The following is a 22,785-nucleotide window of genomic DNA, read 5'->3' on the forward strand; positions in this document are numbered from 1 at the left end:
GCCGGAGATTCTCGTCCAAGGGGGGAATACGATAGCCACGATCGAAATGTGATTTCAATAGAGGGGGCCAATTTCTATTTTAGCGTGTTCGGAATGGCTCTAGTCCAAATTCTTAAACCCTTCCAGAACAGACGTTATCGCATGGGAACTGAAGACCAAGAGGAGGAGAACCGGACGTACCCGATCCACATAGGGAATACGACGATTCGGTTCGACGACCCCGTTCAGACCGCAGAGACGATCATGATTGAAGCAGGAACGGACGAGGATAAAACCGACCAGAAGTGGCTCTACGCTCTGGAAGGAAAAAACATGCCCAAGGACACTCAGTTCGAGGGTTCCGACACCGTTGACCTCAGTAACGAGAATCGGAAGTTCTTCCGAATTGTCCCGAAGGGGAGCGGTCGGTCGTGAGTGAAGGTGAAACGCCCACCGGCGAGATGGATGGATCTTCTCCCCCAGCCAGGCTCGCAGAAGAGAATCTGAAACCTTCGTTTCAGGAGGCGCTTTCGGCTCTCCGGGAAAGACACACACCGGCAATCCCGGTCGGAAGACACGAGGGGGAAATCGCAGTCTGGCTTGGGGAGTTCGACTTCACTGTATATCAATACCCCTACACGCCAGAGCAAGCGGAGGTGTACATTTTTCTCCCTGAGAATTTCGTCAACAGCGATCCTCACTGGGTTATGACTGTTCCGCCAGTCGAACGTGCTGATCGGGAGGGATGGGAAGACAACAATCCTGATCGTCGTGACCAAGACAAGTATCTTCAGAACGACTTGGGAGTCGATCAGGGAATCACCTTCAGCCTACGGTGGTCACACTTGAATTTCAAGCCAGAAAAACCGGAGCACGCTGTGCGTGCGATCGAAGTGATTGACGCAGGCTTCGAAACGGGATAGCATGACAGGAGCGTACCGTGCCCGTGCAGTCGGTGAGAAGTCGCCACCTAGTCAGGCGGCAGAATTCCAGTTTGCGCTCAGTGAAGGGACATGGGAGACACTTGACCGATTCCTGAAGCCGCCCGAAGGCCACCATCTGCATGGTTTACCCGAGCGAGGAGCAATCGGAATCATCACCCCGAGCACGGGAGACAGAAGGACGACGTACCTGTTACAGAAGGTCGCCGAACCGGGTCCGGGAGACGTCTACTTTGACGGTCAGCTAAAGTTCCACCCAGACTATACGCTACGGGCAATCAACGAGGCTGCAGAAGTGCCAGGAGCAGGCCTGATATTCATCCACACCCACCCGGGAAGTGGTGCGACTCCGTCAGCCCCCGACAAAATAGCTGATAAAGAAGAGCTGTACGACATCGGTTTGAATCTCGGCTCAGAAGTCCCGCTCGCAGCGGGTATCGTGACAGATCGTCCTAACCCCGAGACTGGCCAACGCGAATGGTCAGTTAGAGCCTATGAGTTCGTCTATCCAAACTCATCAACAGCTAAAGGGGCAAGCCGTACTGGAGAGGAAACAGGTGAATTCACGCACGCAACAGCGGTCCGCGTTGTAGGCGAACGAATCAGAAAGCTCCCAACGATCAGAAACGCTACGGGGCCGGCTGGTACGGGCGGAGCGATTGACTCAGAGGCTCAGGGTTCGACGGTAGAGCTCTGGGGTGAACGCGGCCAACAGACGCTTGCAGGGTTCCGCGTTGGAGTCGTAGGCCTCGGCGGCGTCGGTTCGCTCCTCGCCGAACAATTAGCGCGTCTCGGCGTAGAAGAAACGGTCTTCGTCGACTTTGACTACCTCGAACGTGCGAACCTCAATCGATCTTACGGCGCTACATCTGATGATGTCGGTAAGCCGAAAGTCGAGGTGGCAAAGGAGATCGCAGAGCGGTCGGCAACGAACCCACAATTCACCGCACAGGCAGAATACGGAAGTGTAGTGGAGGAAGACGAGGAGCACGCCTGCCTTCCGCAACTGCTCGACTGCGATATCATCATCAACGCCGCCGACACGCATTGGGTTCGGTATCTTCTCGATGAGGTTTCGCATGCTCATCTTATCCCCGTTCTTGACGGAGGTACCGAGCTCATTCCGAATGATGATAAAGATGAACTCGACATCGGGTCTAGATCGCTCATCTCTGCTACTGGACCAGGGCATCCATGTCTTGAGTGCACTGGCCACTGGTTCCACGGAGATCAGGAAGAGGGCGTGATTCACGATAGAGAGCCAGATGCCGCCCGTGGAGCTGGATACGTTCAAGGCATGGATGACGGTGAAGAACTGGCAGATGATGGCGAAGGTGATGAGCGGGCGCCCTCCGTAGCCACGAACAACGGGCTCGTGGCATCACTCTTGGCCCTCCGTTTCCAAGCGCTTGCAGTCGGCATCACCTCACGAGCACTTGTTGGCAGTCAGGAGTATGATGCTCTCTTTGGTACGGTTGACTGGCAAGAAGATAGCAATAATGAAAAACGGATCTCATGCAAGGAGGACTGCAATCGGAAAGAAGCACTCGCACGGGGAGACCACTATGAGTTGCCGACTGAGCCCGATCCGACGTTCCACAAGATTCTTGAAGAACACAGGGAGGACAATCAGCAACAAAAGACCACCCCAGATGCTAAGGAGCAAGCCGAGAGAAGCGTATTTCAGCGCATTACCGCATATATCGCTCGTCTTGTGAACCGAGGTCTGAAGGGTCGGACTCAGTAAATCTTCCTTTGAGTTCGTCTAAGTCGGAGATAAGAACATCGCAGAGTAACTAGTCAGAAAGTATAAGCCAGAGGGTTCCAATACTGAGTGTATGACCAGCACGCGAGACGAGGGAAACCCTATCTATAGCCAACCCGGACAGGGAACAATCACCCACTGAGACATGGCGGGCGACCTTGGAGTACGTCTGCTTGCTCTCCGGTGTGATGCGTTAGTCGACGCTACGACGACCGCCATCGAAGACCTCGTCGATCATTTTGATGCGGATCTCATCTACATCGTCGAAGAAAAGCTGGACATGAGAACGGTGAGCACTGTCGAGCGGACGGCCTCATGTCCGGTAATTCACACTCGGCGTAGCGCTGTTCACACAGAGACGGTTGACGAGATCACCGTGTCCATCGTCAGTTCGCTCGACTTCATCGGTGGGGCCTCGACCGCTCGCGGGCAAGGAATCCCAGACGACGTCGACTACATCATCTGTGACGAGGTCCAGACGAGCGCCGACTCAGTCACAATGGATGTCTCGCTCGATGGCCTCGAACACCTCGCTCGCTTCCAGCATCGAATCGACAGAGAAGTGACGTTCCTCACCGGAGCCATGGAGGCCAGTTACGATTTCGTGTGGCAAGCTGACGTCGACGGTGAGGGCGTTCGCCTGCCCGTCCGCGGGATTTCACCAACCCGACGACAGGGGGCTCCAGAACTCGCCTGCATCTCGCTTGATTCGGGTGGCCGCATCGCCGTATCCACGACACCCGCCGATAAATTCGGCCTCCGGGCGCTTTCGGGTGTGGGCAAGGGAACCGCCCCGAAACTCGCTCGAAATGGATACGAGACGCGTGACGACGTCGCAGCTGCGACAGAACGGGAGCTTCGCGAGGTTCATGGGATCGGTGAGTCGAAAGCTCAGAGCATCCGGCAGAGCGCCCACGCACTGTCCGAAGGATGCGTCATCCGTCTCACGGACGAAGCTGTCCCCGCAGCAGAGTATAGTCCGTTGTTCATCGATATCGAGACCGACGGCCTCAACCCAAGCATCATCTGGCTCATCGGCGTCTACGACCCTGAAACAGACGAGTACGTAGACTTCATCGATACGGAGCCGTCACGAGACAACCCAGGAAAAGCCACTCGAGAGTTCGTTACGTGGCTGGCCAGCGAGTACGATCGCACATCACTCATCGCGTGGAACGGCCACAACTTCGACTTTAAACACCTCAGCCGGTTCATTCGAGGATACGCACCGGAGTACGCAGACTACTGGTCGGACTCCGTGTTCGAGTACGACTTGTTCGATTGGGCTGTGCGAAAAGACAACGCCATCCTCCCCGGTCGGACGAACCGGGTCGAAGACGTCGCTGAGGCTCTCGGACATGGGCGCGACTCAGCTGCTGCCGCCGTGGATGGGAGATCACTGGCGAAGACCATCCAGCGGCTTCTCGTGTCTCCAGAGCGCGCTCGTGACGTAGACTGGGACACTGCGCGGGCATACTGTGAGGCAGACGTCCGTGAGCTGGCTGCAGTCTACGAATCGATTGCTGAGGCGACACCCGGCCACAAGCGTGCCAACGTTCCTGCTGATGGAAACACCACACAGACCGGACTCATGGACTTCTAACAATGCAAGACGATCACGACACAGACCACAGCCAGACAGACCTCACGACCAACCCGAAGAACAAGAGCGAAGACGGTGATGTCGAGATTGAGACGGACATCCTCCAACTCACCGGCGAGGAGCTCAAGAGTACCTATCCAAATAACCGCTACTTCGGCCAAGTTCACGAGAACTTCGAGATTCCCGCTCGTGAGGAACAGACTGTTCCAGCAGGGGACGTGCTTCCGTCCAAGATAGCTCGAAGCCTTGAATTCGACCCGTGGAGCCACCAAGCAGATGCTCTCCAGGCGCTCGACCGCGGAGACAACGTGTGCGTGGCGACTAGTACATCCTCGGGGAAAACGCTGGTCTATGGGCTTCATATCGCTAGTCAGTACCTTGAGAATCCGGAGACACGGTCACTTATCGTATATCCGACGAAGGCTCTCAGTCGCGACCAAGAGAAAGAACTCAACGACTTCCTTCGAAACACGCTTTCACTGGATATCAGTGTCGGCGTCTACGATGGTGACACGAAGAGCGAGGAAAAGTCTCGCATCCGCGAGGAGTGTAACGTCGTAATCACGAACTTCGTTGGCCTGAACCAGTATCTGGAGAGTCACCACCTGTGGGCAGACTTCCATTCGAACTGCTCGCTAGTCGTTATTGACGAAGCTCATATGTGGACCGGCCTCGGCGGAATGCACGTCGCGTGGATACTCCGACGCGCCCAACGAATCATCGACTACTACGGCGGCGATCCGCAGTACGTCCTCACGACGGCGACTATCGGCAACCCCGCAGAACACGCTCTCGCACTCACGGGTGAGCCCGCAGCGGTTGTTGACGAGGATGGATCACCGAGAGGTGTCCGTCACCTCGTCTTTTGGGACCCGCCGATGAGTGGTGACGACGGTCTGACTGACGACATCGAGTCCCCGGCGCTGTCGAAGCGACCGGCGACAGTCGAGGCTCCGGAAGTATGGGCTCATATGTGCCAAAGCAACGTCCAGTCGCTCTTGTTCTGTGATTCGCGGAAGCTCACCGAACTGTCTGTCAACCGTGCGAAGCGGTTCATCAGTGACCGAGAGAATCGATATCAAGCTAGGCCGGACCTCGCGTCGTACCACGCCGGACACGGAAAACAGTCGCGTCGGGGGACGGAGTATCAACTCAAAGAAGGTCACCTCGACGGCGTCTCGACAACAAGCGCCTTGGAGGTCGGTATCAATATTGGCGGCGTCGATGGGACCGTCCTTATGGGATATCCGGGGTCGCGGCAGTCGTTCTGGCAACGAATCGGTAGATCGGGCAGAGGAACGCGAGATGCGCTTTCTGTGTTCGTCCCGAGCCACTCCACGCTCGACCAGTACATTCTCCAGCACCCAGAGTACGTCCTCGAAGAGGACCACGAGAGCGCCGTCGTCGACCTCGACAACAACCCCGTGTACCTCCAGCAACTCAACTGCGCCGCGCAGGAACTCCCCCTCACACGCGATGACGCGGAGGATTTCGGAGGTGAGGAACGACTGGAACGTGCCGTCGAGTACGGCCGACGTAAGGGCGACCTCGAAGGATCACTCGACAGCGGCGTGATGTACGCCCATCGCGACCGCCCGCAGGACGCGATCAGCCTGTACTCCTCCGGCGGAAACACCTTCGACGTCCGATTAGCTGGCGATGGATCGATTGATCACCAACCGATCGGCCGTGACCGGGCCTACAGAGACTACCACGAAGGTGCAACTGTTCTCCACCAGGGCGAGCAGTACCAGGTCGTCGAACTCCGAGAGGACATCCCACAGCCGTACATCTCGCTCGAAAAAGCCAATGTGAGCTATTACACTCAGTCTCAAGGCCAGGTCAACATCTACGACACGGTCGTCGAGGATTCGCGCGAGGTCGGGCCGTTCACGCTCAACTGGGGGTATGGAACGGTATCTGTCCACTATAGCACGTACCTCAAGCGAGAAATTGGAAGTGGAGATGTACTAGAAATTGGTAATGAAACCGGTGTCCCGCCTCTAGAGATGCGAACTCAGCTGTGTTGGGCTGAAACTCCCAACGATATTGAACGCGCGATGCTGAACAAACACTCTGAGTACCACAACCCGGAGTGTATTAATCTCCCACCTAGGCTTCATGGGTACCTCGGTGGCATCCACGCCGTCGAGCACGCTATGATCGCCGTCGCACCACTTGAGCTGAAAGTTGATGGCGGCGATATCGGGGGTTTAGCGACGAATCGGCTCCCGGGCAATCCAGAAAAGAGTGGCTGGTTCATCTACGACGGAATCGAAGGTGGTCTCGGGTTCTCGAGATCGATTTACGAACACTTTGAAAACGTCGCCCAGCGTGCGCACGATCTTATCGTCGACTGCTCATGTGGCCGCGACGAAGGATGCCCGGCCTGCACGATGGACGACCGCTGCGGGAACGATAACCGCCCGCTGTACTCTCCTGCAGCTACAGACATCCTCGAACATCTGCTCGGGGATCAGGAAGAGAACGATCTCAACGAACATCTACCGGAGACGGATAGCGACGTGACTCTCGTCGACGAACAGCGGCCACCTGCCTCAATCTCGTGATTACCGTTACTTCACCCTAAAGAACACCATCATGTCCAGCTACGACCCCGACAACTCCACGCCGCCACGAATCGACAGCCAAAGTACGGGTCAGCCGTCAAGAGCCGAACAACATCGTCGGATCATCACCCCTGCCCGAATTGGGGAGTATATCGGGTTTGAGCAGTGCCCACGATATTTCAAGCATACTGTTCAAGACATCAAATCCTCTCTCCATCATGATGGTGACGAGTTCAAAGAGGCCTTCCAACCGCTGAATATACTGCTAACAAAGGCTGGAGAGGAGTTTGAAGAGCGGGTTCGCGATGAGATATTGTCTTCAGAGGATGCTTTGACTGACTTATCTAGAGATGCTGAGCACTTTGCCCCAGATGATGATGCAATCATCGAAGCTCTCAAATCTGCTTGCGATAGCCCTGCGGCACCAACCGAACCAACGATATTGTACCAAGCCAGCTTCGTTAACCGTATCGGAGGATGGCAAGTAGCTGGTGATGCCGACCTCATTCTCATCTGGTCAACTGACCACGGGGCAAAAGCCCGAGTTATTGACGTTAAGAGCGCACAGGAAGAGAAATCGTATCATCAAATCCAGGCGGCCACCTATGTTGATCTACTAAGACGTTTAGTTGAGAGTTCTGGCATGCTTGAGAGCGATCGAATCGAATGTAGTGGAGGAATTATCACCCGCGAATCCGCGTATAAACCACCTTCCCCAGAAGTTGTCCCGAGTTTTGATGTAGATCCTCGAATCACTGACGTCAGACGGTTATTGGCCTCGGATGGAGACCTTGCCTCCATCGCAGAAGAACCATTTGAGGATGTACCTTACCAGCTGAATGATAAGTGTGCCAATTGTGCGTACAACGAGAGCTGTCTGACCGACGCTTATGAAGACGGTCACCTTAGACTGCTGGGGTTATCGCCTGCACAGCAGGCTACCCTCCGGGAAGATTACGGGATCGAGACGGTCGACGAACTCGCCAATCTTGCTAAACCCCCGGAGCCAGAGGATTGGTATCCGACGGAGTACAGCGGTGTTTCCTGGGAAAAGGAGACCTATCACCAATTGAAGAGTACGCCTGGAATCGGGGAGCAATTACCCACACTACTGTATCGGGCGAAGGCGATGGCGGATTATCTGGACCCTGACGGAGGCGAGATAATTGACCGCCCCGTTCCATGGGTTCCGGGTACGGGGCGCTGCCCAATACCTGAGGACGAACCTCCAGAGGGTACGAATATCTCCCACGACTGGCTTCACGGATCGATGGTTCGGGTCTACCTGAACGTTCAGGTGGATCACCTCCGGGACCGTTTGCTTCAATTGAGCGCACGAGTCTCTGCGACAGCTAGTGAGGCGGAGTCTCAGCGTATCTCTGTTGTCTCAGAGGGTGCCCCGGATGCGACACAGGAAGCCCACTCTGTTGAACGGAATCTGCTTGAGACTTTCATAACCCGTCTTTACAAGGCGATTAGGAAGGTCGGGGGAGAGATTGAGTTCTCAGGAGTTGAACAGACTGACCCTCCTCTTCACTTTTACCTCTATACTGGAATGGAACGGACCGCGTTAGATGACGCATTCGACCGCCATACAACCCCCGTCGTCAATTCGTTTCAGTCCGTAGTTGAAGGACCCCCCGGCCACGACCGGCCGATGGTGTCGCGCCTTCGTCCTACCGTAGCAACTCATACTGCAGTTCCGACTCCCTCTCCTGGGCTCCTCCCTGCGTACGACCATCTGTTCCCTGTTCGGGATGATGTTTACCGAAAGTCGAAAAGCAGCGAGGAATGGTCATACACACCGGCGGGCGCAGATGAAGACGGCCCCATACACCTGCGATCTGTATTCAGTTATCGGCTATTTGATTATCGAGTAACCGGTGACGCGCGATCGAGTTCAGGAATCGCACTCAATCCACGGGAGCGTGACTTCATCGACGGTATCCCCACCAGGGTTCGGTACGGGGCAGAGATTCCGCTCGGATACCTCTGGTCTGCTGTAGGCCGTATCGATGATGAATGGGTGGAGGAAGTAAAATCTCGATATGACGCTCCCGAGCAAGAACTGAATCGGTTCCGGTATCACGATGTTAATACCAAGACGAGGGAAATCGATACGGGGGATATCCTAGCTCTTGGGCGACACTTCTGCGATGTGCTTGAACACGTTGAGCGCTCTCTGAACAGCCGAGATGCCGTGCTCAATAAGGAACCGTATTCGATGGACCGATTACCCACAGATGCATATTCTGCTCCGTCCCTTGCGACAGCTTGCAGACGGTATTTGTGGATTGAGCATACGGCCCAGCGGAAAGAGGAATACGACCACTACCGGAAGCTCCCGACTCAGCGAATGCTCTCTGGGAAGTCGATTCCTGTTACGATCAACAATGTAGAGGAGAAAAACAGCCGCACTCTCCACGTTGAGGGAGTGATTCGGTTTGACCAGCCCTTCCGCCTGAACGAGGAAGAAATCCGCCGAGCTTGTCGTCAAAAGGGGAGCGATGGGTCATCCAGTGGGTCATGGATGGTTGCAAACCCCTATGACTTCGGTCGACTAGGGACCGAGACAATACAGCCATACGAGATTGAGTCTGGTGTCCAAGTCACTCTCGACACTCTGGATTTGGATAGCAGATCTATCTCTTTCGACGCACACAACTTCTATGGTGTTTCCGACGAGTTCGGACGAAGCCATGATAAATGGACTACTGAGGAACGTTATGACACTCCAGATAGCACCTCTACCCACCTTGAGAGTGGCGAGCAGGTCATCTTAGACCCTCAGACGGATGACATCACAGCTGGGCGGGCAAAGACGGCCTTAGACTATGCTGACACAAACGAACTCCACAGGGTGCTTGAACAAATTCGGTTCGGTGACAAGGTATCTCCGAAAGCCAGTAGCATTTCTCAATCTGGAATTGATGAGTTTGTGAATTGGCTTTCTGATTCCTTTGGCCCAGATTCACTTCCAAGCGATGAACAACGGGCGTTCATCACGGAAGCAGAATCACAAATTGTTGGCTTACAGGGCCCCCCCGGCACAGGAAAGACTGCCGGTGCGTTCGCACCAGGGCTGTGCGCTCGAATGTATGCTGCGGCAACCGATGACGCTTATTTCGCTGGGCTGGTCACGGCTCCTTCAAACACGGCGATTGATGAGTTGCTGGAGGATGTGGCAGAGACGCTCGCGGCAGCAAGCGGTGATTCTAGTGAAACGCCTTCTAAAATATCGACTAATCTGGAGAACGCTCACTTGATTCGCATCGCTGATGATGCACCTGAAGATGCCCCAGACAACGTCACCTACATAGACTACAATGACTCAGATGACGACCACCAGTTGGAGCAGCTTCGAACGTGGATCACGGCTGGGGGGAGCACCTCTAGCGAAACTGGTTCTGGAGGTCAGGCAACTTTGGGCAGCTTTGGAGCTTCCATTGAGGACAGTGGTGACACCGACAACCCCGTACAAACGCTTGTATTCGCTACACCGGCGCGTGCATGGCGTCTGGTGAGTAAGCTGTGTCCTGGTTCTGAGGATGAAGATACTGCCGATCAAGAGTATTGGGACGTGATCGCCGCTGATGAGGCATCCATGTTGACACTTCCTAACTTCCTCTTAGCGGGGAGTGCGCTTGCACCGGGAGGACAGGTGTTGGTCGGGGGTGATCATCGTCAACTCCCGCCTGTACAGAAACACGATTGGCCTGAAGAGGCCAGAAGAGATATTCGAGCAACTGTCCCATACCTCTCTGCTCTTGATTATGTCCGTCTCCTACGTGGCGAGGACGATGTATTAGAACAAGAGCGACAAGATGAGTGGGTACACGAACACAACGCCACACCAGATTCGACTGATATCCCGTTCTACCGATTATCCCGAACCTATCGGTTTGGGACAGTGACAGCCGATCTGGCCCACCAGACAGTATACCGTGCTGATGGTATAGACTACCAATCTGGACGTGAGTCAGCACCCAGTGCTGTCGTTGATGGTGATTTACCGGCTCCAGTGAGTGCTGTTTTATCGGATGCAGCGGTGACACTGGTCACGTACAATAGCGACGAGGATTACCAACAGTGGAATCCGATTGAGGCTTCACTGGCATCACGACTCGTCAAAGCTCGGAACATGAACTCTTCGGCCGGTGTTGTGACGCCCCACAACGCACAGCGAAGTAGGGTGACGGCACTTCTTGAAACTGAATTTTCTGAAGGTGAAGACCCATCGGGGGTTACAGTAGAGACAGTCAACCGTTTCCAAGGAGGGGAGCAGGATTTGATGGTGGTGAGTGCTACTGTTTCTGATTCTCAGTATATCTCTAAAGAGAGCGACTTTTTATTGAGTGAAAACCGGGTCAATGTCTCGTTGACTCGCCATCGGGAAAAGCTGGTCATCATCGCTCCTGAATCTCTCCTCGGGTACATCCCAGCTGATCCAAGCCTGTATGACGAGACGTTGATTTGGAAAGAAATCGCCCGAGGGAGTGGTGAAGCACCCACCGACTTTACGAAACCTCCTGTATGGGAGGGGGACCTCAGTGAGATACTCGATGGCGAACTCCCAGCCTCTATCGGTGATGATCCTGTTGTCAGAGTTTTCAACTATGAACCTGCAGAGCATCCGGTTCAGAGCGGAAACTCCAATTCATGAATGTGGATTTTCGCCATTTAGCGGGCGAAATAAGATGAGACTGCTTCTCTCAATGCATGAGTGCTGGCCCGACTCGTTTGGTCGACTCAGTTTTTGTAGACCTCGTCGATCGCGGTGACGAACTCCTCGACGTGTTGTGACCCGACGAGAACCGAGTGCCCGTTGGCCCGCTCAAGCCAGACGCCTTGATCCCCACGAACGTTGTAGGCAATCTTCCCCGGTGCCCAGCGAATCCCCCAGCCACCAAAATCGCGAAGGGGTCTGTACGTTCCTGACTCGTATCGTGCGATTTCCGACCACGAGATCCGACGGTACGACCGGTGTATTGGCCACATCTTGAGATAGATGCCGTCAGCTCTGACTTCCGTCTCGAGACGGAGACTGTAGAGGAACGCTGCGACGACTCCGATGATGACGAGTCCGAGCCACGAGATGGGCCCTAACACGAGCATGAGCAACGCAATACCCCCGAGAAGTATCCAGAGCCACCGCTGGCGAAATCGTTGCATCTCACGATACGCCGGCTCTTGATCCATCGTGATTGATCTAGTCGTAGCGCTGCTCACCGATGGGCCTATCGGCGACAGCCAGAAATTATATAGCGATATACGATTTATGTGATTTCGAATATCCATAAACCGGGTGATTTAGGGCTTCTACCTGTCGAATTGGGTTGTCTGGTGGCCTCGTGCGACCGCTTACGTTTAGCGCGATAAACGTAAACAGATTCAAGGAGGTGGCCGCCGTCTGCCACAGCGACCACGATGACACCGCCGAACACCCGGGATACAGCCCCACAAGACACCACTCCAGAGTCACGGGGGGACGCGGTGGCCGTCCTCGACGTCCTCGAGGACTACCTCACTGACAAAGGGAAAGGACGAGATGGCGAGAGCGGACAGTATCGACGACACGCCGACCGCGAAGTGAACCGTTTCGTCGAGTTCCTCGCCGGCGACCGATCGACGTCGTCGGTGACCTTCGAGGAGCTGACCGTCGAATCCCTCCGGGAGTACGCTCGCTACCTCTCTCGACAGGGCTGGACTGAGGGCACAGTCCGGAACTACTACGCCCACGTCTCCGGGTTCTGTGGGTGGGCGGCACGCGAAGGCTATCTGTCTGGGAATCCCGCCCAGCGCCGTCGTGCGAAAGAGCCACTGCCCGAAGATACCGGGCGAAAGAGCGGGGAACAGCAGGCGTGGACGGCCGAGCAGCGCGAGCAACTCCTCTCGTACGTCGACGAACAAGCGCACAAGGCAATCGACGACGTCGCGAGCGACCGTCAGGCCGCGATCAAAGCGTGTCGCGACCGGGCTCTCGTCTACGTCCTCTGCTTTACGGGAGTCCGAGGCGCGGAGATACTGGCCGACGACGGCGATGATCGACGCGGTCGGGATGGTCTGCGTTGGGCAGATGTCGCCCTCGAGGACAACAGTATCCAGGTCCTTGGAAAGAGCGGGAAGTGGGACGACAGACCACTTCCTGAGCCAGCAGTGCCCTCGATTGAGCGCGTTCGGAGTGTGCTCGCTCCCTCGAGTGAGGACTGGCCGGTGTTTCCGACGCTCGATTACCCGACGCTCATACAGACGTTCACTCAGGCGATGACTAGTCGGGGATACGATATCGGAGAGGTCGAAACCCTCCGCCGAGAGCAGGTGAATGACGGTGAGGCATCCGTTATCGAACTCCTCGCGGACTATGATATCGCACCACCGGCGTTGACGACCCACGGCGCTCGGACCGTTCTGAAGCGTCTCACGGACGAGGCGGGCATCGAATTGGACGACAAGCACGGTTATCTCGCGCCGCATGGAGCCCGACGCGGTGTCGGCGAGGTCCTCGTCAGGGCGTATGGCCACGCTGAGGCGGCTCGCTACCTCGACAATTCCGAGGAAATCGTTCGCGAACACTACTCACATATCGAGGCCGGAGAGCTGGCCCACCGCGCTGAAGCTGCCTTCGCCAAACACCGTGAGAAGCAACGACGCCCAGCTAAGGGGGGAGATGAGGAACACACAGAGGACAGTGGGGTGGATACAGAGTCGGAGACGGGGTAGGATATCTCAAAATCCCCGTTTTCAACCGTGTGCAACAGTCGGTAGCCGTTTCCCCGCGTGTTCAATCAGACTTCCGTGCCTGTCCGTCTCAGTAGCGCTCGAGCAGTTCTTCGATGTACGCGTCGAGGTCGTCGTGGTTGAGTCCGGCTCTCATGACCGCTTCGAGGAAGTGCTTGTGTTTCTCGATCTCCCCCTTGTCTTCCATGACTCGTTGGGCATTCGCTTTCGTGTATGCCTGGTTAAGTTCCTCTTGGAACTCTTCAGTGAGGTACACAGCGTACTTCGTCCGGGTTCTACGGGTGCTGTTCGGGTCGGGGTCAGGGCCGCGAGTCTTCTCTGTAGAACTTGTCTCACCCTTGGAACTTGTCGAATTCGCAGAACTCGTAGAACCCGTATCACCCGTGTTACTTGGCTCTCCTCGTTCTGCTTCATCACCGGCTTCATCATCGGTCTCCTGGGGGCGCTTACCGACTCGACCACTGAGAGCGTTGCCGAGAGCGTCATCAAAATCTCCGCCGGACTGCTGATCAGCGTCTTCGGATTCGGTTTCGTCTTCGGGTTCTCCGTCAGTCATGCGAAGTAGTCCTCCACGGCATGTGCGAGGCCATCGTAGGTCTCACGGACTTCCTTGGCCTTCTGTTCACGATGGCGATTCTCCGGTTCATAGGTGTAGATACTGTGGTTTTGAGCAAACGCGCCTTCGATGGCGACTGTCTCTGGGATGGTGAACGTGTGTTCTTCGCCGATGTTCTTGTGGAACCACTCGAGGCGGTCCTCGCTGATGTTGTTCCGAGTTACAGCATTGACCACCGCTCCTATGATCCCGATATCTGTTTGGAACTCGCGTTCGAGCTGGTTGATTTCCTGCGTAAGGAGATTCATCGAGAACGTCGCGATTGGATCTGCACGTGAGACGAACAAGACGTTGCGTGCGGCCAACAGCGCGCCGTCTGCGAGGGGTCCCATATTGGGCGGTGAATCAATGAGCACGTAGTCGTAGTCGTGCTCAATCCGGTCGAGTACCATTCCCAGGCGCTCCTGAGTCCGGCTGAGTGACCAGAGCTCACGTTCGAGCTGGAAATTGCTCCCGTGAGCTGGTAGGACGTCGAACTCGCTGTGTGAGACGATGAGGTCATTTACCTCGTCGAATCGGTCAATATCCGTCATGATGTCGTAGAGGGACCGATCCTCACTCACGTAGTATTCGCGCAGACCCAGCGTGATGGTGATGAACCCCTGGGGGTCTGCATCGACGACGAGCACGTCGCTATCCTCCTCAAGTCCCTCAGAGACGGCGAGCGCCCCTGCGAGATTGATCGTCGTCGTACTCTTTCCGACACCGCCTTTCTGCATCGAGATCGAGAGCCGATGTGTCATGGGTATCCCGTGTCCTCTGTAGAACCTGTGTGATACGGGTACTGCCAGTTCTACAGGTTATGTCGCGAAGTACTCGTAGAACGCGTATAAATCTACGTCAGACACGTTCTTTGGGTTATACACGATATACAAGTAACACGGGTTCTACAGGTTACACGCGAAGATTCGTGCTCCTCCTTGGCCTTACTACGTAGTACAAAGGTTCCACACAGAACCCGTGTTCTACGGGTTCTCCGAATAGATGCGTTTCTGGCGACTCATGGGCCGAGGGGCTAAACAAATGTAGCGCAGTCCGCCGATTTACCTCATCACCGAAAGGATATACGGTGTGAGTCCTTATTTTGAGTTGGCCAAGACTACGACACCCGGATAGGAGCGTCTGTGCGGACAGGTGACGAGGCAGAGATTGCCCCAACATACGGGGTGACCTCCCGCTGTCACGCTGACATCTTTAGGAGGGTGTTCCAGTGGGATCTCGCGGGTGGTGCCGTGGGAAGCCACTCCGTTGCAGACGCCCCGGTAAGTGCCGTAGTCTGGTCTTCCCCCAGTCACGACTCGCCGTGAATACGCGGTTTTGTGGGGGGAGAGAACTCGAGGGCGCGAATCCCTTTTTGTCGTCTCGTCGCGTAAAGTATCTGAGCAACACGAGCTCGCCCCCACCCTCCGAAAACCTCCACCATGCCATACCTCGCGATGCGTCCGAACGGCGACCGGGTTCTCCCCCTGGACGTCGGAGACGATGACACGATTCTGTGCCCACTCTGCCAAGAGTCACTCGGCGTTCGCCGATCACACTACAACCGGGGACGCTTTGTCTCGAAGCATTTCGTCCATCCGCGAGGCTCGGAGTGTCCGGGCGAGTCGAATCTCCACGCCAAACTCAAGACCATCGCGGCGATGAAACTCCGCGAGGTATTCGAGACAGCGTCTGTGGATCACGAGCGGCAAATCCCCGGGACGAATCGAATTGCGGATGTCGTCGCGACGTTCTCCACCGAGCTGTATCCCTTTGGGAAGGGGCTCATTGTCGAGATTCAGCACAAGCACGACGAGAAAGAGATCGGCCCGATCACCGGGGAGTATCTGAACGCGGGCTACTCGGTGTTCTGGGCGTACCAGTCCGATTTCGAGGGTCACGACATGACGTTCGCCGAACACCGCGTCAAGCGGCCGTGGCCCCACGCGGTCCCACTCGTCGAGGGAGTCGACGGCTATCCTGACCCCGTGCAACGATTGTTGGACCCCGAACCGGCCGAGGAAGTGCGCCTGGAGGTGCCGTTTCCGACGGAGTATCTGCGGGCCCACGCGCTCGAGGTCATCCCGCCGCTGCGCGGCTACTACGATGCAGGGCGGTCTCCGGAGGGCTGGGAGCGAATCGACACGGTCTCGCTCCACGGCAAGGGCCGCGAGCGAGCGTGGGTGAACGTCCTACGCTCGCCGTCGAACCACATCTTCCTCGAGTTCTGGAAGAAGAACACTGAGGACGGCGAATCGGAGTATCTCATCACTCACATCGGGAGTGAGTTCCCCGAGCGATTCGAGGCGTTCATGGAGGATACTCGGACGTGGTTTTCTTCAGAGGACGTCGACCAGCAGGTTGCACACTGGGTGGGTGGCGCGTCGTTGAGTTTCCGAGGGACGACGCTGTGCGAGTCGTGGTTGTCGCTGGTGAAGGTCCCGTTCGGCCCGGTGAAGTTCGTGGTCGCCCGCCGAGACATGAAGGGAAACACGCGGACGTGGGCGGTGAACTACCGGAGCGGCGATCTCGGCCGGTTGGCGGTGTTGCGACACCCGATTCGGCGCTTGTTCGGGGACGTCACGGACACGGCCGCTGCTGTGACGGAGACGGGGGCCTCGACGGCGGCTCGCGAACGGATGGCGGGCAATTCGGCGGACGTAGTTCGCGACTAGAGCTCGTCCCAGGCTGGTGGTTCGGGCGACCCGGCGACACCTGTTGGTCCGTGTTCGTGGAGGAGTGCGAGGACATCTGCCGATGGCGACGGTGAGATGCCCGACGCACGGGATTCCGACTCCGTTTCCGTTTTTGTCTGCGTCAGCGCGTCGGACTCGATGTGAATCTGAACCGGGGGTTCGTCCGGGTTCTCGGTCAGGATCTCGATATCGATTGGTAGCGTCTCCCCGCGCTCTTCGTAGATGGCGTCGCGGCGCTCGGTGAGCCGGCGGATGATGCCTCCTCGATTTCGGTGCGCTCGTTCGTACTCAAGGTACTGTTCGACGGTTTCGACTTCTCCCATCATCGTGATTGCGGGGGTGATGACGCGGTAGTTCGATGTATCGAGGAGTTTCTCCGGCGGGAGTTGTTCGAGGACGGCGGCGTCGTGGCTCATCGGGTCACACCCGTGCTCGCTCGTGTTCGCTGGGGCTGGTCGCGTTCTCTGGGCCGAAGCGTCCCCACGCATCGAGGTGCGAGCAGGCATCGTCGACGACATGTTCGATTGCGCGTTTGGTCGAGTCGGCTTCGGGTGGGCGTTCGACGATACGTGCGAGTTCGAGGGCGTCCTCGAGGCGGATGTGTGGGTGTGCTCGATAAAGGGCTTCGACGACGGCCTTCGCGAGGGTTTCCGGGTCGTCTGTGTGGCGGTCTGTCTCGTCGAGGCGTGCCCTGACGACGGCACTGAGGTGTTGCACACGGCGGGCGCGGGCGATGCTGGCGTCGACGGAGTCCACGTCCGGAGTCGGGGTTGGCGGCGTCGGCTGGTGGTCGGTCGTGGTTCGGCTGGCGGTGGTGATTTCGGTATCCATCGGGCAAGTCCCTCACCGATCCTGGGGGCGACAAACGGGGCGCGAGTTCGATTCCTACGCAACAACTATACTGACTCCCTACGTTGAGTGTTGCGTAGGAAAATGGCCTCGGACTCGCCCGACAGCACCGACGACGATTTGCCTGAGCCCCCGGATGAGTTGGCGAACTGGGTCGTGGACCCGCTTCAATCCCAGAGCATCCCGAAGCTCGAGCGTGTGATCGAGTACGCCGAGGAGTTGATCGCCCACAAGTCGCGACCCGTCTCTGTTGGGGGGGCGGACGAGAGCGAGGAGGCAGACGGGACTGGTGAGGTTCGGGGCGGTGAGACGGTTGATACACTGCCACAGAAGGACCAGCCTGCTCCGGAGCGCCGGCGTCGACAGAAGGAGTTCGAGGAGATGTCGAAGTCAGAGCGGATTGCGCTCTCGGATGAGCAGTTGCGGCGGTACGGGACGGTCGAGATACGGAAACTCGACTGTGGCCCTGGCTGCAAGCAGTGTCCACACGGCCCGTATCGCTATTGCGTCTTCAGAAATAGCAAGGGAACGGTGACCTCGAAGTACGCGGGGAAAGCGAGCGGCGAGTAGGCGCCATCCCCCCTCTCCCGAGTGTACTGATCGGTAAATCCTGAGCCATTCCCCCGAGGTCGCGGCCTTGCTTACCCGCCGGATTCGTAGAAGTCAGTAGTGGACGTCGACGGGCGTGACGTACCACTCTTGGTCGTCGTCGGTGTCGCCGGTCGCGATGGTTTCGAGGAGATCGCGGTATTCCGAGGGAGTACGAATGGCCGTTCCGTACTCGTCGTAGAGGTAGTACATCGGGCCGCTGTATTCCCCGACGCCGTACATCGCGTACCGGATGTCGCCGGTGTACGTGTCGATGTAGTCGTCTTCGTCGGTTGCGAGCCCGAGTGGATTCCAGGGTTCGACACTGGCTTCAACGCTCGCGCCTTCGAGGATTTCTTCATCGGAGAGTTGCTCGAAGCCGGCGCGGATGACGGCGAGTTTTCGTGAGAGTTCCTTCATCGTCGAGTGCCACGCCTCCTCGATGAGTCCGTTCCCGGTGTCGCTGTCTGCGGGGACGGAGCCGACGTCTCGGAGTACTTGGGGAAGCGAGTCGCTCCATCGACCACCGTCGGTCATGAGCGTGCCGTAGTCGAATGTGGGATACAGTGGGGCGTCGTAGCCATCGAAGAGGCCACGAGCGATTCCGGTTGCGTCCTCGGCGCAGTGGGCCTGCGAGACGACGCGGATGAGCATGTGCATAGGGAGCTGGAAGTGGAATTGGGATTGGATTTGAGAGTCGGGTCAGGGCGAGATGAAGAACGTTTCATCGCTAGCGCCGATACCGAACAGTGCGCCGGGGCCGTTTCCTTCAGGGTCCATCGACGGATAGAGGATGGCCCCGGATTCGAGTTCGATGACGGGCGGCGAGTCCCCGGGTCGGGCAGTCCAGCCTTCGCGTTCGAGTTCTGTATCGCTCATCTTCCGGATGGCGACGATTCGCTGTCCTTCGATCTGGTCGTCTGTGTTGGGTTCCATTTGGGGATGGCCTCCGCTGCGCGGGGCCGGACAAATGAGCCTAAATTAGGCGTCGCCGTCGGGGAGATACACAGTTTCGTGGGACAGGATTAGCTACACTCGCTCTTCGTCGACGCTGTCCCACAGTCCCTCGTAGTACTCGACGTGGTCACGCTCGGTTTGCGAGCGATATGCGAGAGTTCGACCGTCGTCGTAGGAGACGACGATGGCCTGCTCAAGTGGGGAGGTCTCGTCGTCCTCGTAGTCGACGCGTGTCTCCCACTCGTCCGGGCCGGGGAGCGCGTCGGGTTCGTAGATGTCACCGCCCGTCGCCGCCCACACGGGGTCGTCTGGTTCTCTGACGGCGGGTCCGTAGCGGTCGCGGAGCGTAGGCGTCGTGGGCCACACGCCCCGGTCTGTCCAGTAGGCTCGCATCTCTCGGAGGCTTCGACGGACGGTGCTGCGAATGGAGAGTTGGTCGGCGCGTTGCCACCCGTCTCGCGACCAGGACTCCCCGTTGTAGGCGACTTTGTGCGGGCCGTTCCAATCGAGCCCGACGATATCAGCGGGTGGATCGCTGGTGAGCGTTGGCTGGGTGAGTTGCTGGATGACGTTCCACTGCTTGGGTGGACTAGCGCCGAGGAGATGCACACGCTGGCCGCGCCAGTCAGCGTAATCGGAGAACTCGTTCGCGAGGATATCCGAGTAGCCCATCGAGTAGCCGAGGACAAGCGGGGTTCCTGGGACCTCGGCGTCCCCGATGATGGCGATTGCTTCGTAGCACTTCGGGACGACGATGAGCGTCGCTTCTGGGAAGTCGGCTTTGAGCTCGCGGGCGGCGTCGACGTAGCGATGAGCGGCGTCGGGCGTTGGTGCGTCGCCGATGACGCCGATTTCGGGTTCGTGGGTTCGGAAGTTTTCGAGATACCGCTCGAGGTCGGGGTTTTCGAAGTCGTTGTCGAGCATCCCGAGTGGGATGTCGACGTTGCGGAGGTGGTCGGTCTGGAGGCGACAGTCCTCGCGGATGCCGGTGACGAAGCCGAGTTCGTGGGCGTCGGTCGCGAAGGGGTGTCGCGAGAGGAAGGCGACGTACTCAGCACGTCGAGCAGTCTCGATATCCTGGACGTGTATCGACGAGCCGGGGCTCGTGTGCTGTGGTTGGGCGTGTGCCATATCTCGAATCTGCGGTGAGAAGGTGGTGATCGGCTAGCGGCGCACGGCGCCGCCGCCAACAAACGTGCTCCTGGTGGTCACGCCGACTAGGACGTTGTCGGTGACGCGATTTCGATTGGCTTGGCCGAGTCTGCCCCGGCCTCGACGAGCGTGGTGAGGCCGTTGAGGGCGTTGACTGCGATGGGATTCTCGAGGTGGGTTTCGACGGTGGCGTATCCGTGGAGGGATGCCCACTCGACGGCGTCGGCGATGAGCGCACGAAGTGTGTTCACAGGGTAGGCGAGCAGCGGCGTTTGTACGGCCACAGATGCCAGCGTGACGGCCGCCGAGTTGTTGCGAGGGTTCGGCTCTCCGGAGTGGTCACGGACGGCGAGCGCGGCTACCAGGGCGTCCTCGGGGGTTCGATACCCAAAGCAGGCGACGAGTGGGGCAGGGGTGGTGTCTCCAATGGTCTCGTCCACGCCTAGGCTATATTTCTCGAAGAGCGCCTGTGTGTCCGGTGAGAGACTGCCTCCTCGACGGCCGAGCGTGTCTTCTCGGGTTTGGATCAGGTCGCCCTGTGGGATGTCCTGCAGTGAGGTATCCGCCCCACCGTGTGCTGTGCCCCGGTCGGTAAGGTGGGACTGTTCGGCGTCGACACGACCGGCGGGCCGCCGGGCTTCGAGTGAGTGTTTGGAGAGGCAACGTCTGTAGCGACGTCTCCGGTAGGTTCCTCCACCGACGCGCCCGCTGCGAGACTGCCACTCGCGCAGGTCTGCGGTGGTGGTATCGAGGTGTGTGAATCCGGCGGCTCGGTACATCGTCCCATCGTTATCGTTTTGGACGCCTGCGTAGGTGAGGAGACGGTCGTAGCCTTCGAGCGTGGCACACCGGCAACACCGCGAGAGGAGCCACGACCCGGTGTTCGCGGGCCGGTCGGGATGGGCGGCAAAGCGGTACAGTTCGAGGGTCTGTCCATCGGCGTTGTGTCGTCCATTGGGACGGCCGAGGACGGCCATTGCAACGTCTCGCCCCTCGTAGACTGCGGTGAGCGCGATTCGGAACGGCTTGGTGACGGGGTCGTGCTGGTATTGGACGGTCGGATGTTTGAGGAAGCCGTTGACCCGTTCGCGAGCCCCGCGTCCACGTTCGGCGCGGAGTTCGAGGTGGTTGGTAGTGGGTGCTCCGCCGGGCGCGACGAGTCGGGGGTCGCAATCGCGATAGGTCCGATGGGCGTGATAGGAAGCCAAGGAGTCGAAGCCGGTCGCGACGATGACGACTTCACCGGAGTCGACCATCGTTTCGATCTCGTCGACGTCGGCAGTGGTGAGAGCAGAAGGATGTCCAAGACAGAGTGGGCCTCCTGGTGGGACGTACCACTCGATAATCGGAGTGGCGTCGTCGCCGACGTAGCGACCGACGGCATCGAGGTAGGGAAAGGCGACGATATCGCCGGGGCGAAGCGGTCGTATCACTCTGGACTCGGGGTGAGGGAGATACACAGTTCCAGGTCGGGTGGTGAGGTGTGTTGTTCGCGGACCGGGGGCGTCAGGCGCTCGCCCAGCCGAAGAAGAGGTACATGTTGTCGCTGAGGTGAATACAGCCGGCGGGTCCCCATTTGCTGTCGATACGTGGGTCCTGGTCACGGATGAGCTGGCTGGCGTATTCGTGGGGGTCGGTATCGCCGACTTCGTCGGCCGGTATCTCGGTGAACGACGTTTTCTCTGCTATTGTGCCGGTGTAGCCGGCGTGTCCGTGGCGGTATTGCGCGTCCTCGACAGCGTTCTGGAAGGCACTTTTTGCGTCTTCTCCGCTCGAACGGGTGTAGAACGTGTGTGCTCCCATTAATGGGCCTCCTCGGTATCTTCGGGATTGGAGCCGACGAAGAGTCCGGCGGCGTCGTCGGGCGGCCAGTTGTCGCGGCGTGCTTCGCAGGTGGCCCAGAGTGCGAATTCGATGTCGGAGACGCGTTCGCTCCCGGCCATGTGATGTTCGTGGCTACGGCCTATCGTTTCGAGATCACGGCTGAGGTGGAACCAGGCGTATTCGGTGACGACTTGTTCGGGGTTGTTGAGGACCGCTGGCGGGACGGCGAACGCTTCGTGGTCCCAGAAGGCCCACATCTCGTCGCCGGAGCGAATCTCGTGGTCACCCGTTGACTGGTCGGTGAGTCTGATTTCATCGGCGGGTTCATCGACGCGGATGACGCGGAAGATGTGGCCCCCGTCTCTGGTGACGAAGACCATTCCCGGGTGGAGTTGCGCGTAAATGGGTTCCTCGTCGTCGAAGACGTGGCTGGGGCGGGTCATCAGTGGAACTCCACGTTGTGGCTTCCACACTCGTCACACCAGCAAGCTCGCGTCTCGAGTTGTTGGTGCTCTACGCTGTCCAAGT

At 57.9% G+C, this 22,785-nt stretch carries 20 protein-coding genes; 9 read left to right on the forward strand and 11 right to left on the reverse strand.

Annotated elements, in window-relative coordinates:
- Window positions 1–141 precede the first annotated feature (141 nt).
- From N0B31_RS21745 to N0B31_RS21770, 6 genes are all read left to right on the forward strand, one after another.
- Window positions 142–414: a hypothetical protein gene (locus tag N0B31_RS21745; protein WP_260644156.1), complete on the forward strand. Its 273-nt coding sequence runs from the start codon at window positions 142–144 to the stop codon at window positions 412–414.
- Window positions 411–902 carry a hypothetical protein gene (locus N0B31_RS21750; protein WP_260644157.1) on the forward strand — a complete coding sequence of 164 codons (492 nt, stop codon included), beginning with the start codon at window positions 411–413 and terminating at the stop codon, window positions 900–902. The genes N0B31_RS21745 and N0B31_RS21750 overlap by 4 nt, the downstream gene beginning before the upstream one ends.
- 1 nt (window position 903) lies before the next feature.
- Window positions 904–2,667 carry a HesA/MoeB/ThiF family protein gene (locus N0B31_RS21755; RefSeq protein WP_260644158.1) on the forward strand — a complete coding sequence of 588 codons (1,764 nt, stop codon included), beginning with the start codon at window positions 904–906 and terminating at the stop codon, window positions 2,665–2,667.
- A 163-nt stretch (window positions 2,668–2,830) separates the two neighbouring features.
- Complete coding sequence (locus N0B31_RS21760) at window positions 2,831–4,288, forward strand: ribonuclease H-like domain-containing protein (RefSeq protein ID WP_260644159.1); 1,458 nt, start codon at window positions 2,831–2,833, stop codon at window positions 4,286–4,288.
- A gap of 2 nt (window positions 4,289–4,290) precedes the next feature.
- Entirely contained in the window at window positions 4,291–6,858 is a 2,568-nt protein-coding gene (locus N0B31_RS21765; RefSeq protein ID WP_260644160.1) for a DEAD/DEAH box helicase, read from the forward strand.
- 31 nt (window positions 6,859–6,889) lie between these two features.
- Window positions 6,890–11,521 carry a bifunctional RecB family nuclease/DEAD/DEAH box helicase gene (locus N0B31_RS21770; protein ID WP_260644161.1) on the forward strand — a complete coding sequence of 1,544 codons (4,632 nt, stop codon included), beginning with the start codon at window positions 6,890–6,892 and terminating at the stop codon, window positions 11,519–11,521.
- A gap of 86 nt (window positions 11,522–11,607) precedes the next feature.
- Here N0B31_RS21770 and N0B31_RS21775 read toward each other — a convergent pair whose 3' ends face one another.
- On the reverse strand, window positions 11,608–12,057 hold the full coding sequence (locus N0B31_RS21775) for a DUF2516 family protein (RefSeq protein WP_260644162.1): 450 nt from the start codon (window positions 12,055–12,057) through the stop codon (window positions 11,608–11,610).
- Between the two features lie 228 nt (window positions 12,058–12,285).
- On the opposite strand from N0B31_RS21775, the gene N0B31_RS21780 reads away from it, so the two are divergent.
- On the forward strand, window positions 12,286–13,578 hold the full coding sequence (locus N0B31_RS21780; protein ID WP_380628568.1) for a tyrosine-type recombinase/integrase: 1,293 nt from the start codon (window positions 12,286–12,288) through the stop codon (window positions 13,576–13,578).
- Window positions 13,579–13,666: 88 nt separating this feature from the next.
- Here the strand turns inward: N0B31_RS21780 and N0B31_RS21785 are convergent, their stop codons facing one another.
- Window positions 13,667–14,152 (reverse strand): DUF8160 family protein, encoded by a 486-nt coding sequence (locus N0B31_RS21785; protein WP_260644164.1) that lies wholly within the window; start codon window positions 14,150–14,152, stop codon window positions 13,667–13,669.
- A complete protein-coding gene (locus tag N0B31_RS21790; protein ID WP_260644165.1) occupies window positions 14,149–14,955 on the reverse strand; it encodes a ParA family protein in 807 nt (268 codons plus the stop codon). Before N0B31_RS21790 ends, N0B31_RS21785 begins: the two co-directional genes overlap by 4 nt.
- An 897-nt stretch (window positions 14,956–15,852) precedes the next feature.
- Here N0B31_RS21790 and N0B31_RS21795 point away from each other — a divergent pair.
- Window positions 15,853–16,866, forward strand: coding sequence for a hypothetical protein (locus N0B31_RS21795; RefSeq protein ID WP_260644166.1), 1,014 nt, complete (start codon window positions 15,853–15,855; stop codon window positions 16,864–16,866).
- Here N0B31_RS21795 and N0B31_RS21800 read toward each other — a convergent pair.
- Both N0B31_RS21800 and N0B31_RS21805 read right to left on the reverse strand, forming a co-directional pair.
- Complete coding sequence (locus N0B31_RS21800; RefSeq protein WP_260644167.1) at window positions 16,863–17,303, reverse strand: DUF8129 domain-containing protein; 441 nt, start codon at window positions 17,301–17,303, stop codon at window positions 16,863–16,865. The two genes, N0B31_RS21795 and N0B31_RS21800, sit on opposite strands and share 4 nt — an antisense overlap.
- A gap of 4 nt (window positions 17,304–17,307) precedes the next feature.
- Entirely contained in the window at window positions 17,308–17,718 is a 411-nt protein-coding gene (locus tag N0B31_RS21805; RefSeq protein WP_260644168.1) for a hypothetical protein, read from the reverse strand.
- A 102-nt stretch (window positions 17,719–17,820) separates the two neighbouring features.
- Here N0B31_RS21805 and N0B31_RS21810 point away from each other — a divergent pair, with 102 nt between their 5' ends.
- Complete coding sequence (locus tag N0B31_RS21810; RefSeq protein ID WP_260644169.1) at window positions 17,821–18,306, forward strand: DUF6788 family protein; 486 nt, start codon at window positions 17,821–17,823, stop codon at window positions 18,304–18,306.
- Between the two features lie 93 nt (window positions 18,307–18,399).
- Here the strand turns inward: N0B31_RS21810 and N0B31_RS21815 are convergent, their stop codons facing one another.
- The 6 genes from N0B31_RS21815 to N0B31_RS21840 all read right to left on the reverse strand — a co-directional run bounded on the left by N0B31_RS21815 (window position 18,400) and on the right by N0B31_RS21840 (window position 22,700).
- Window positions 18,400–18,984, reverse strand: a complete 585-nt coding sequence (locus N0B31_RS21815) for a DUF7995 family protein (RefSeq protein ID WP_260644170.1) — start codon at window positions 18,982–18,984, stop codon at window positions 18,400–18,402.
- Window positions 18,985–19,026: 42 nt separating this feature from the next.
- The gene (locus tag N0B31_RS21820; RefSeq protein ID WP_260644171.1) at window positions 19,027–19,260 is read right to left on the reverse strand and encodes a hypothetical protein; all 234 of its coding nucleotides are present in this window, start codon (window positions 19,258–19,260) and stop codon (window positions 19,027–19,029) included.
- Between the two features lie 93 nt (window positions 19,261–19,353).
- Window positions 19,354–20,412: a DUF6610 family protein gene (locus N0B31_RS21825; RefSeq protein WP_260644172.1), complete on the reverse strand. Its 1,059-nt coding sequence runs from the start codon at window positions 20,410–20,412 to the stop codon at window positions 19,354–19,356.
- An 86-nt stretch (window positions 20,413–20,498) separates the two neighbouring features.
- Window positions 20,499–21,866: an XF1762 family protein gene (locus N0B31_RS21830; RefSeq protein ID WP_260644173.1), complete on the reverse strand. Its 1,368-nt coding sequence runs from the start codon at window positions 21,864–21,866 to the stop codon at window positions 20,499–20,501.
- Between the two features lie 73 nt (window positions 21,867–21,939).
- A complete protein-coding gene (locus N0B31_RS21835) occupies window positions 21,940–22,236 on the reverse strand; it encodes a hypothetical protein (protein ID WP_260644174.1) in 297 nt (98 codons plus the stop codon).
- Window positions 22,236–22,700, reverse strand: coding sequence for a hypothetical protein (locus N0B31_RS21840; protein ID WP_260644175.1), 465 nt, complete (start codon window positions 22,698–22,700; stop codon window positions 22,236–22,238). The genes N0B31_RS21835 and N0B31_RS21840 overlap by 1 nt, the downstream gene beginning before the upstream one ends.
- Between the last annotated feature and the right edge of the window lie 85 nt (window positions 22,701–22,785).

Origin of the sequence: Salinirubellus salinus (genome assembly GCF_025231485.1) — an archaeon.
Classification (GTDB): Archaea; Halobacteriota; Halobacteria; order Halobacteriales; family Haloarculaceae; genus Salinirubellus; species Salinirubellus salinus.